This is a genomic window from Chrysiogenia bacterium (assembly GCA_020434085.1).
GTDB lineage: Bacteria > JAGRBM01 > JAGRBM01 > JAGRBM01 > JAGRBM01 > JAGRBM01.
On sequence record JAGRBM010000115.1, the window covers coordinates 1 to 11,456 of the forward strand.

An 11,456-nucleotide genomic window follows, 5' to 3' on the forward strand; every position below is an offset into this window, starting at 1 on the left:
GATAAATGATAAGGACGTGCAGGTGCGGCCCTCACGCCACCCTACGCGCGGCGCATTATAATAATTGGTCCCAACGTGTCAAACCGCAGTCCACCTTACTTTTTCAATCATTTCAGGTGGTTGCACCGGCGTAGCCTCTTTTTTTGCCGGGCCGGCGCGTGCGGGGGCAACCGGCACGCTCAGAGCTCTGCAAGCACCTCGTCGACATGCCCGTTTACTTTCACCTTCGGCCAGATCTTGACCACCTTGCCGGCTTCGTCGACCAGGATGGTGGTTCGCTCGATCCCCTTCACTTTTTTGCCGTACATGTTCTTGTCTTTAATGAGGCCGAGCTTGTCGAGATAGGTCTGCTCGGGATCGGCCAGCAGCAGGTAGTTCAGATCGTGCTTTTCCTTGAACTTCACCTTGCTGCGCTCGTCGAGCTTGGAGAGCCCCACCACCTGGGCACCTTTTTTGGTGATCCGCGCCTTGTTGTCGCGAAAATCACAGGCTTCCTGGGTGCAGCCGGGGGTCATGTCCTTGGGGTAGACGAAGATGACCAGCTTCTTTCCGGTGAAATCCTTCTTCTGGTAGGTGTTTCCGTCGTCTCCGACGAGTTTGAATGGCGGCAGCGCTTTGCCTTCCTGCAGCATCCTAAGTTCCTCCAAAGTGGCGCCCCCGTTTGAGCATAGGGGGAGCTGGCCGTTGCCTATAGCACGCGGGCGGCCCCGGCTGAAGTCCGGGCTCCGGGCCGATGCCCCGCCGAGGCCCGCCCGATCGGCAGGAATTTCGGGTAGTTGGGGCTTGACCCAAAGGGGGGCTCAGGATTACCGTTATTCCTATCGGATTACTGGGATTAAGCAGGATTCGATGCAAGCCCCCCGCATTGGGAGCGGGGGATGCGGGTGGTGGTGAAGCGATGACACTCTTTTCTCTGCGTTCGGAATACGCGCTGCGTGCGCTGACCGAGATTGCGCGCTGGCGCGCGGCCGGCCATGGCGAACCCCTCTCCATTGAAGAGATCGCCAAACGTCAGGCCATTCCTCGCAAGTTTCTCGAACAGATTCTCGTGACGCTCAAGCGCGCGGGCCTGGTGCAGTCGCGCCGCGGTCAGGCCGGCGGCTACCTCCTTGAGCAGGAACCCGAGGCCATTCGCCTTCGCGATGTGCTCGGCGCCATCGAGAGTTTGCCCGCCGGCGCGGCCGAGCGCGGCGCCGAACCGGCAACGCCGGTGGCGCGCGCGGTGCGCAAAAGCTTTCAGGAAATCGAAGACGTCTTCTACGACGCGCTCGCCGAGCGCACCGTGGCCGACCTGATGGAGCTCTCGAAGACCGAGCGCTCCCAGCCGATGTATCACATCTGAGTTGCCGGGCAGGAAACCAAATCCGTGAGCACCTCCGACAATAACGCGCCGGCATTCGATGCCGAAAACCCGGGCCACTGGAAGCTCGAGTTGCTGCTTTCGGGCCTGAGCATTCCCGCCGACCTGGCCGAGGAATTCGAGATGGCCACCGGCGTGCCGGTCACCCAGCGCCTGCTGCTCGAACTCCCGCGCGATGTGCTGTGCCTGGCCTATACCCATGTCGAGTCCGCCGACGATCCCGCCTCGCCTTTCCGCGTGCAGCTCGTTGCGTCCGATGAAGGCTGGCGCCTCCGCCGCGGCGAGCTGGAAACACCCGTCACCGTGCGGCCTCCCATCGAAACGGAAATGTGGGGCCGCGTGATTCGCATCGACGACTATGTGATCTGCGATCTGTCCGACCGCGAATGGGGCGGGCGTTTTCGCAGCCACTACGGGCTGCGCCTGGAACACACCCAGTCGGCGCCGCGCACTGCCGATCCGTTGCTCGATGCCATCGAGTCCGTCGCTCGTCGTCGCACGCTTCGCGGCGTGCATGTGATCGCCTACGAAGATCCCTCCCTGCCGGACGCGAAGATGCCGCTGGTGCGACTGGCACCGACCTTTCATGCGATCCACCGCAACTTCGCCTGCGCGCTCACCTTCGAGGGCTATCCCCCCGACGGGGTCGCGGCGATCGAAACCGCCTACGCCGGCGGCGCCGACCAGCTCGCCTTCCACTTCGGCGGCGATCCCTGGCGCAGCGAAGACGAGAAGGAACACCTGCCCGCGCGTCGCTACGAAAACGCGCTGCATGCCGCGCGCGAAGTATTCGAGAGCGGGGCATTGAAGAGCGCGCTGTTCTTCAGCGCTTCGGGCGCCGACGGCGGCACCGCGAGTGAAGCAAAGAAACTGCTCGAAAGCGGCGTGGTGCCGCTGCTGTGGGCGGGCAAGCCCTGGCCCGCGCGCGATGCCGGCGAGCATGGCTGGCAGGCCGCTGCCGCGCTGCTGCGCGAGGTTGCGCTCGGCTTCGAGGGCGCGAAGGTGAACCTCGCCCGCGTAAAGGACCGCACGCTGCAGATTCCGCCTTCGGAACTGCGGTTCTTCCATCCCAAACAGAAAGCCATCATTGCCGGCCTCCAGGGCGCGGCGAACACCGGGTGGGGACGCGCGGCGCAGCGCAATCTTTCGGCACTGCGCCGTCACCTGCGTGTGCGCGGCAGCGGCATCATCACCGGAGAGGACGAGTAAACTTCTCCGATGGACTCTCGACCCACAAATACGCGGCCGAGCTTTGACCGCCGCCCGCTGGCGCTGGTTCTGCTGGAGCGCAATTGGCGCTGGGTCGTCTACGCCGCACTGGCGATGCTGCTGGTCAACTCGACGGGCGATCCCTGGGCGCAGGGGCTCGACCCCAAGGCCCAGCGCGCGCTCGCCATTTTCGTTGTCTGCATCGTGCTGTGGGTGTTCAACCTGCTGCCGCTGATGATCACGTCGATCCTGGCGCTGGTGCTCCCTCCCATCATGGACGTGATGCCCGCGCAGGAGGCCTACTCGCTCTTCGGCAACAAGGTGATCTTCTTCCTGCTTGGCGCCTTCATTCTGGCAGCCGCGCTCTCGCGTTCGGGGCTTGCCGAGCGCATCACCCTTACGGCACTTCGCCTCTCGGGCGGCTCGCCCCGGCGGCTCTCCATCGGGATCTACGTGACCGGCGCGGTGCTGAGCACCGTGATGAGCGAGCACGCAGTGGCCGCCCTGCTCTTCCCCATCGTGCTGGAGCTTTGCCGCGTGATGGAGCTCGAACCGCGGCGCTCCAGCCTGGGGCGCCTGCTCTTTTTGAGCATGGCCTGGGGCTGCATCTCCGGCGGCGTGATTACATTGCTCGGCGGCGCGCGCGGACCGCTGGCGCTGGGAATCCTGTTCCAGACCACCGGCACCTCCATCGGATTTTTCGAGTGGGTGCTCGACCTGCTGCCTGCCTCGCTGCTCACCCTTGGAGCGGGATACGGGCTTCTGGCACTGTTCTTTCCTATCGAAAAGACACAGGCCGCCCCCGCCGAGGAATTCCTGCGAAAGCGCGAGCGCAAGCTCGGCCGTCTCTCCGTTCGCGAGCTTGCGGTCGGTGCGATCATGGCGGCGACCATCTATTCCTGGGTGATGTTCGAGCACGTGCTCGGGCTGGCCGAGGTCTCGCTGCTTGCCGTGGTGGCTCTCTTCGCGTTGCGGCTCATCAACTGGCGCGAGGTGGAAGAGTCGGTCAACTGGGGCGTCGTCCTGATGTACGGCGGCGCGGTGGCGCTCGGATTTACGCTCTCGAAGAGCGGCGCGGCTCACTGGCTGGCCGAGAGCCTGCTCCAGGGCAGCTCGCCCTCGCCCTTTGCGCTCATCGCGCTGCTCGCCGTGCTTACCATCTTCCTGACCGAGGCGGTCTCGAACGCCGCGGTGGTTTCGGTGCTGATGCCACTGGGTCTCGCGCTCGCCGAGCCGCTGAGCGTTGACCCCAAGGCCGTGACCTACGCCATCGCCTACGTTTCGGGCCTGCCGCACGTGCTGCCCATGGGAACCCCGGCGCTGGCCCTGGCCTTTTCGTCGGGTTATCTGCGCGTGCGCCACTCGGTGGTTGCCGGACTGGCTTTCAATCTTGCCCTACTCGTGATCTTCCTGATCGTGGTAAAGTTCTACTGGCCGCTGATGAACATGGGATCGTTTTAGGGGAGCGCGCGTGAGCGAAAGCAGCACAGATGTCTTGCTCGTTGTCTCAACCCTCGGCCACGCCGAGGAAGCGACGGAGTATGCCATCGACCGCACGGCGCACCTGGGCGAGGGGACGCTGCACCTGTTACTTCTGTGCGAGGGCGATTCCGAGGAACTGGCCAACAAGCTCTCCGAGCAGAGCTGGATGGGCGACCGCGTGGGCTCCGAAGTCTCCCAGGCCCTCAGCAAGGACCGGCGCACCCGCGGCTACCGCGTGCTCTCGGGCATCGCCCACGCCGCCGAGGAAGAAGACGTCCCCACGCTTACGGAAGTGATAGAGGGCGAACTCGATGAGGCGATCCAGCGCTACGTGCGCGCCCATCCCGTTGCGGAGATCGTCGTCAGCCTGCCCGCGCCGGGACCGCTGGCCCGGTTCTTCGGTTCAAAGAAAGACCCCACCGAGCGCCTCGAGCGCGCCGGCGACGCGCCGGTGAAGGTCTTCCACTACAGCTGAGCCCCCCCCTGGAGCCTCCCCATGAGCATGCACCCCTTCGCCGATCTGGTCGGTCTGTCCGTTACAAAGATGAAGGATGGCGAGAGCGAGTGCCGCCTTGAGGCCAGGCCCGAGCTGTTCAACCCGCAGGGGGTGATGCACGGGGCGACGCTCTACGCGCTGGCCGATACGGGCATGGGCGGGGCGCTCTACACGCTCCTCGAGCAGGGCGAGCTGTGCGCCACCATCGACCTGACGATTTCGTATTTTGCCGCCATTCGAGAGGGAGAGATCGTCTGCAAGACGAGGGTCCTCAACAAGGGCAAGCGAACGGCTTCGATGGAATCCGAGATCTACAACGGCGAGACGCTGGCCGCCAAGGCAATGGGCAGCTTCGCGGTGTTCCGTCCTTCAAGGAAAAGCTGAGACTCAGCCGAACGCGCTGGGACCGCGACGCACGCGGGTTTCGTCGACCAGGTTTTCGAGTTCCTCGCGCGCGCGCGCGTGAAGCTCGGCAACGGCCTGATCGTCTTCGGCGTGGTGGGGCTTGAGGTCGTGCACGATCGGCGCGCCCACGGCGAAGTAAAATTTCACCGGCAGCGGAAGCGGTCCAAGGCCCGCGAACAGCGGCGCGGTGTATTTCACCGAGTTCATGAACTTGCGCGCGAGCACGTTGTCCTCGGCCAGCGTGGCGAAGGCCTCATCGCCGCCCACCGAAGCAATGGGAATGATCGGCACGCCGGTCTTGATTGCGACCTTCACAAACCCGGTCGCGCCCTGCCACATCAGCTTGTAGGCATCCTTGCCGGGCTTTAACGCCTCGCGCGCGCCGCCCGGATACGAGAGCACCAGCTCTCCGCTTTCGGCCATTCGCAGTGCATTGTCGCGGCTTCCCAGCACGCAGCCCATGCGCATCACCCACTCGCGAAAATAGGGGAACTGGATCGTGAACTTGTCCACCGTCGGCCGAATGAGGCGACCGGTCTCGTCGAAGATCACCTTGCTGAGCATCATCGTGTCGATGGCCAACGTGACGTGATTGGAGACGAGCACGGCGCCGCCGGTCTCGGGAATGTTCTCGCAACCCGAGATCTCCGGACGAAAGTAGAGATCGGCGGGCCAGAGCTTTTGAAACTCCGCACGCGCGAACTCGGGGTCGACCAGATCGATGCGCTCGTCATCATCGGGGTTTACCGGACGCCCGACGAGTTCGGAGAATTCCTTGATCTTGTCCGTGGCGGAGATGTTCTCGGCAAAGGCTTTCCCCAGAAAAGTGCCGACCTGCGCGATCTTCTCGCCCAGCCAGTCGGCCGGATCGACGAAGCCCGGCGCCTGCCGTCCGGTCTTGCCCTCGCTCTTGTCGCTCACTGCGCAATCAGCTCCCGCGCCTTGGCCAGCGCATCGTCGAGACCGCCGGGATTTCCGCCACCGGCCTGCGCGAAGTCGGGCTTGCCGCCGCCCTTGCCGCCGATGATCGGCGCCAGTTCCTTGACGAGCTTGCCCGAGTGAACCTTGCCGCTCACGTCGTCGGTCACGGCGACCAGCAACAGGGCCTTGCCCTCGTTCTCGGAGCCCACGATGGTCACGCCGCTCCCGATGTGATCGCGTCCCTGGTCGGCCAGTTCGCGAAGTGCCTTGCCGTCCAGACCGTCGGCACGGTGGATGAGCACCTTCACGCCGCCGATTTCCTCGACCTTGCTTCGCCAGTCGGCGCCGCCACCGCCGCCGGTGGCCAGCTTGCGCTTGAGGTCGGCCACCTGCTCGGCGAGCTTGCGGTTTTCTTCGAGAATCTTCGCGGCGCGCGCGGCCGCATCTTCGGGCGTGCTCTTGAGGGCCTCGGCCACCTCGCGCAGCAGGCTCTCGGCCTTGCGCAGCTCGCCAAGGGCGGTGTCACCGGTGAGCGCCACGATGCGGCGCGTGCCGCCGGCGACCGCTTCCTCGCGCACGATCTTGAAGAGGCCGATGTCGCCGGTGTGGGAGACGTGGGTGCCGCCGCAAAGCTCGGTCGAGAACTCACCCATCTTCACGACGCGCACCGCGTCGCCGTATTTCTCACCGAAGAGCGCCATGGCCCCGTCCTCAATCGCCTCATCAAAGCTCTTTTCGGAGACGTCCACCGGCACGTCGCGCTGCACTTCTTCGTTAACGAGTCGCTCGATGGTCGCGAGTTCCTCGTCACTTACGCGCTTGGGGTGCGAGAAGTCGAAGCGCAGTCGCTCGGCCGCCACCTGGGAGCCCGCCTGCTGGACGTGAGTGCCCAGCGTCTGGCGAAGCGCCGCGTGCAGGAGGTGCGTCGCCGAGTGGTTGCGCCGGATGCGCGCGCGGCGAAGCTCGTCGACCACCAGCGTGTAGGTCTCGTCGTTGGCCAGCGTGCCCTCTTCGACCACGGCGTGGTGGACAACAAGCCCTTCGAGGGGTTTTTGCGTGTCGGTCACGCGAACGCGCACGCCGTCGCCCTCGATCATGCCCGAGTCGCCCATCTGGCCGCCGGACTCGCCGTAGAAAGGCGTGTGATCGAAGATGAGCTGCACTTCATCGCCGGCGCGCGCGGGGTTCACCTCGCTGCCGTCACGAAGGATGTGCAGCAGGCGCGCCTCGCTACGCGTCTTGTCATAGCCGTCGAAGCCGATGCTCAGGTTGCCGTAGGGCGCGTAGACTTCGTCGGCGGCGGCGCTCACCTTGCCGCGCGCGGCGCGCGAGCGCTGGCGCTGCTGTTCCATTTGCTCATTAAAGCCCGCTACGTCGACGCGGAAGCCCTCTTCCTCGCCGATGGTCTGGGTCAGATCCAGCGGGAAGCCGTAGGTGTCGTAGAGTTCGAAGGCCGCCGCGCCCGAAAGGACGCCGTCCTTGCAGTCGCTCTCCAGAGAGTCACGAAGGCGCGCGAGGCCCTTGTCCAGGGTCTCCAGAAAGCGCTCTTCCTCGGTGCGAATGGCGTCGGTGATGTTGGCGACCTTGTCGGCGTCGGCCAGCTCGGGATAGGCACCCTTCATCTGCTCGGCGACCGTCTTCGAGAGCTCGAACAGGAAGGGCTTGTCCATCCCCAGCTTCTTGCCGTGACGGATCGCGCGGCGCAGGATGCGGCGCAGCACGTAGCCGCGCCCCTCGTTGCCGGGCATGACGCCGTCGCCGATCAGGAAGGTTCCGGCGCGGGCGTGATCGGCCAGCACGCGGAGCGAGACGCGCGTTTCCTCATCACCCTTTTCGTAATCGGCGCCGCAGAGCTTTGCGCCATGGTCGATGATCGCGCGGATGGCATCGATCTCGAAGTTGGAGCTCACGCCCTGCATGACGCGGGCGATGCGCTCGAGGCCCATGCCCGTGTCGATCGAGGGACGCGGGAGCGGTGTACGCTCGCCACTCTCCTTCTGCTCGTACTGCATGAAGACGAGATTCCAGACTTCGAGGTAGCGCTCACCGTCGTCGTCACTGGTGCCCGGACCGCCGCCAGGATCTTTCTCCCAGGTCTCGGAGATGTCGTAGTGGATCTCCGAACAAGGGCCGCACGGACCGGTGTCGCCCATCTGCCAGAAGTTGTCGGCATCGCCCATGCGGCGGATGCGGTCTTTGGCCTCGGCCTCGGTAAAAGCACCGCCGGCCATGAGGGCTTCGAACCAGAAGCCTTCGGCTTCGTCGTCGGAGTCGTGAATCGTCACCCACAGACGGCGTTCCGGAATTCCCATCCATTTGTCGCCAGTCAGGAATTCCCACGCATAGGCGATGGCTTCCTTCTTGAAGTAATCGCCGAAGGAGAAGTTCCCGAGCATCTCGAAGAAAGTGTGGTGGCGCGTGGTGCGGCCCACGTTTTCCAGGTCGTTGTGCTTGCCACCGGCACGCACGCATTTCTGGCAGCTCGTGGCCCGCGCGTAGTCGCGCTTTTCCTCGCCCAGGAAGGTGCGCTTGAACTGGTTCATTCCTGCATTGGTAAAGAGCAGGGTATCGTCCGTGCGACCGGGCGCCAGCATCGGCACCAGCGGGGAAGAAGGCACACGGCGGTGCTGCTTGCTTTCAAAGAACGTGAGGAAGGCCTCACGCAGTTCATTGGTTGTCCACTTCTTGCTCATATCCACCTGATGGGCGCGCCGGGCCGAAGCGAATTGTCCGGCCGAACGCGAGGAGGCCAACCATAACCCCGCAAAGCGGGACGGGAAAGCGCCCGACCCCGATCACTTGGGCGGCGCTACAAACCCTGTTTGGAGCCCGCTTCGGCCTCGCGGCGCAGGGCGCGCCGGCGGCGGAGGATCGGGATGATGATCGCGGGCGAGAACCCGTGGCGTTCCAGATAGGAGGCCAGGCGCCGTTCGGGCTTTTCCCACCAGCGCTCGCCGTAGCGGCGCTCCAATGCCGAGAGGGCCAGGTCCGCGGGTTTGTGCTGGGATTCGAGCAGCTCGCGCGCGTGGGCGCGGTTTTCATCCGAAAAGCCGTCCTTGCGCATCCGCGCGCTGAGCGCCGCGCCCCAGTAGCCGCGCTTTTCGGCCAGCTCGCTCATGCGCGACTCGGCCAGCCGCTTTTCGTTGAGAAAGCCCTCGCGCTTCAAACGCTCGACCACTTCGTCGACTTCGGCGGCCTCGTATTCCTTGCCTTCAAGGTAGCGGCGTAATCGGGATTCAGGAACCAGCGAGCGCGCCAGATAGGTCACCGCGCAGACAAGCGCGGTCGGGCGCTTGCGCCGCCCACGCTCCGACGGCGTTTCTTCCTCCGGCTCTTCCGGATGTTTTTCTGGCTTGGATGAGAGGCTCATGGCCCGGGCTGGTCCTTAGGGCCGGGGGGCCGGGACTGGCTAGATGTCGAGTTCCAGATCACCGCCGGATTCGAAGTCGCCGGAATCGAACTCCACGCCCGGCGCGGTCGATCCAGGGTTGGTCGTTCCGGCCGCCGGTTGCTGCTGCGCCGGGGGCTGCGCTTGGGGAATGGAACTGCCCGCTTCGTCGAAGGTCGAGTCGCTCGTTGCGCTGATGCCCGAGTAACGAAGCGCGAAATCGTCGGGGTTGGTGCTCTGGCGAAGGGCTTCTTCGTAGGTGATGCGCCCTGCGCGAAGGTGTTGCATGAGCGACTGGTCGAAGGTCTGCATGCCGTAGGTCTGGCCGCCCTTGGCCATGGCGTCGCCGAGTTCCTTGACCTTTTCCTTGTCGGAGATGCAGTCGCGCGTGCGCGCAGTGGAGACGAGCACTTCGACCGCGGCAACGCGGCCCTGCCCGTCGACAGTCGGAACGAGGCGCTGCGATACGATGCCCTTGATGATCCCGGCGAGCTGCAGGCGCACCTGGTTCTGCTGGTAGGGCGGGAAGCTCGTCACGATACGGGTGATCGTTTCCTGCGCGTCGAGGGTATGCAGGGTCGAGAACACCAGGTGGCCGGTTTCGGCCGCGGTGAGCGCGATCTCAATCGTCTCGAAGTCACGCATTTCGCCCACGAGAATCACGTCGGGATCCTGGCGGAGCGCGGCGCGGAGCGCCGAGGCAAAGCCCACGGTGTCGAAGCCGACCTCGCGCTGGTTCACGATGCTCTTTTTGTCGCGATGGAGGAATTCGATCGGGTCCTCAATCGTCATGATATGCGCGGTGCGGTGGCTGTTGATGAAATCGATCATCGCCGCCAGCGTGGTCGACTTGCCCGAACCGGTGGTGCCGGTCACCAGCACCAGGCCGCGCTCATTCGAGGACACTTTTTCAATGACCTTCGGCAGCAGAAGCTGGTCGATGGTCTTGATGCCGAAGGGAATGGAGCGAAGCACCATGCCGACGGTGCCGCGCTGCTGAAAGACGTTCACGCGAAAGCGCCCTAGGCCCGGCACGCCGTAGGCCAGATCGGCCTCGTTGCTCTGCTTGAACTTTTCCTTCTGCGCGTTGTTCATGATTCCGAAGGCCATCTTGTTGACCATTTCGGGAGTCAGGCGCGGCGCCTTCTTGAACGGGGTGAGCTTGCCCGAGATACGGAAGATCGGCGGAAGTCCGGCTTTGATGTGGACGTCCGATGCTTTGAGCTGCATGGCAGCTTTCAGGATGTCATTGAGTTCCATCGATCCCTCACCCCCGACGCGGTGGCACCTTGCGTTGTTGAGCCCGGAAGGATACCCAGCGTCCGGTGAAAATCCAACGCCACGCAGCGGCACCGTCTTGCCCGAGTGCGTCAGGAACGCTAGGCATAGGGAAACGCATGGAGCAGCCCGTCGCGCCGCCTGCGGCGCAATTTCAGCGGCTGCGCGTGGGAGGCGGCATGTCCCTTTCAATCGGTTCGAGCGCCCCGGACTTCTCGCTCCCCGGCGTCGATGGTGAGACGTGGTCACTTTCATCCTTCGCCGAAAAGCCCGTGCTGGTGGTGATTTTTTCCTGCAACCACTGCCCCTACGTGGTGGCCTATGAAGAACGAATGACCCAGATCCAGCGCGATTATGCCGAGCGCGGCGTCCAGACCGTGGCCATCAATCCCAACAACGAAAAGTCCCACCCCGCCGACAGCTTCGAGAAAATGGTGCAACGGGCAAAGGACCGGGCGTTCAATTTCCCCTACCTGCGCGATGAATCCCAGGACGTTGCCCGCGCCTACGGCGCGCGCTTTACCCCGGAGATCTTCGCCTTCGACAAGGATCGAAAGCTCGCCTACCACGGCCGCATCGACGACAACTACGACGACCCCTTCGACGTGCGTCGCCACGACCTGCGCGAGGCCCTCGACGAAATGCTCGCCGGAAAGTCTGTCAGCGTTCCCGACACCGAGCCCATCGGGTGCTCGGTGAAGTGGAAGTAGGGACGCCGGAGTTTCTTGCCACAGAGGGCACCGAGGTCACAGAGCAACGCAGCGAAGAGAAAACTAGCCACAGATGGCCACAGATGAACACGGATTGGAGAAGAGGAAACCGGAAATTGTCATCCTGAACGGAGGCGCGCGGCGCCGAAGTGAAGGATCTCGGCCCTTCGCATGACGTTGAGATCCTTCGCTTCGCTCAGGATGACA

Annotated in this window: 11 protein-coding genes; 6 read left to right on the forward strand and 5 right to left on the reverse strand. The window is 64.2% G+C overall.

Going from position 1 to position 11,456, the window contains the following annotated elements; genetic code table 11:
• Positions 1-179: 179 nt before the first annotated feature.
• Complete coding sequence (locus tag KDH09_03855; GenBank protein ID MCB0218803.1) at positions 180-632, reverse strand: peroxiredoxin; 453 nt, start codon at positions 630-632, stop codon at positions 180-182.
• A gap of 266 nt (positions 633-898) precedes the next feature.
• On the opposite strand from KDH09_03855, the gene KDH09_03860 reads away from it, so the two are divergent.
• From KDH09_03860 to KDH09_03880, 5 genes are read left to right on the forward strand one after another with little or no spacing between them, the layout of a single operon-like run.
• Positions 899-1,342, forward strand: coding sequence for an Rrf2 family transcriptional regulator (locus KDH09_03860; GenBank protein MCB0218804.1), 444 nt, complete (start codon positions 899-901; stop codon positions 1,340-1,342).
• Between the two features lie 24 nt (positions 1,343-1,366).
• Complete coding sequence (locus KDH09_03865) at positions 1,367-2,569, forward strand: hypothetical protein (protein ID MCB0218805.1); 1,203 nt, start codon at positions 1,367-1,369, stop codon at positions 2,567-2,569.
• A gap of 9 nt (positions 2,570-2,578) precedes the next feature.
• Complete coding sequence (locus KDH09_03870; GenBank protein MCB0218806.1) at positions 2,579-4,030, forward strand: DASS family sodium-coupled anion symporter; 1,452 nt, start codon at positions 2,579-2,581, stop codon at positions 4,028-4,030.
• Between the two features lie 10 nt (positions 4,031-4,040).
• A complete protein-coding gene (locus tag KDH09_03875; protein MCB0218807.1) occupies positions 4,041-4,526 on the forward strand; it encodes a hypothetical protein in 486 nt (161 codons plus the stop codon).
• A 21-nt stretch (positions 4,527-4,547) separates the two neighbouring features.
• A complete protein-coding gene (locus tag KDH09_03880; protein MCB0218808.1) occupies positions 4,548-4,931 on the forward strand; it encodes a PaaI family thioesterase in 384 nt (127 codons plus the stop codon).
• 3 nt (positions 4,932-4,934) lie between these two features.
• Here KDH09_03880 and KDH09_03885 read toward each other — a convergent pair whose 3' ends face one another.
• From KDH09_03885 to KDH09_03900, 4 genes are all read right to left on the reverse strand, one after another.
• Complete coding sequence (locus tag KDH09_03885; GenBank protein ID MCB0218809.1) at positions 4,935-5,873, reverse strand: acyltransferase family protein; 939 nt, start codon at positions 5,871-5,873, stop codon at positions 4,935-4,937.
• Positions 5,870-8,566 (reverse strand): alanine--tRNA ligase, encoded by a 2,697-nt coding sequence (gene alaS / locus KDH09_03890; GenBank protein MCB0218810.1) that lies wholly within the window; start codon positions 8,564-8,566, stop codon positions 5,870-5,872. The genes KDH09_03885 and alaS overlap by 4 nt, the downstream gene beginning before the upstream one ends.
• Positions 8,567-8,682: 116 nt before the next feature.
• Positions 8,683-9,243, reverse strand: coding sequence for a RecX family transcriptional regulator (locus KDH09_03895; GenBank protein MCB0218811.1), 561 nt, complete (start codon positions 9,241-9,243; stop codon positions 8,683-8,685).
• Between the two features lie 39 nt (positions 9,244-9,282).
• The gene (locus tag KDH09_03900) at positions 9,283-10,521 is read right to left on the reverse strand and encodes a type IV pilus twitching motility protein PilT (protein ID MCB0218812.1); all 1,239 of its coding nucleotides are present in this window, start codon (positions 10,519-10,521) and stop codon (positions 9,283-9,285) included.
• 197 nt (positions 10,522-10,718) lie between these two features.
• Between KDH09_03900 and KDH09_03905 the strand changes: the two genes are divergently transcribed.
• Positions 10,719-11,249: a thioredoxin family protein gene (locus KDH09_03905; protein MCB0218813.1), complete on the forward strand. Its 531-nt coding sequence runs from the start codon at positions 10,719-10,721 to the stop codon at positions 11,247-11,249.
• Positions 11,250-11,456 lie beyond the last annotated feature (207 nt).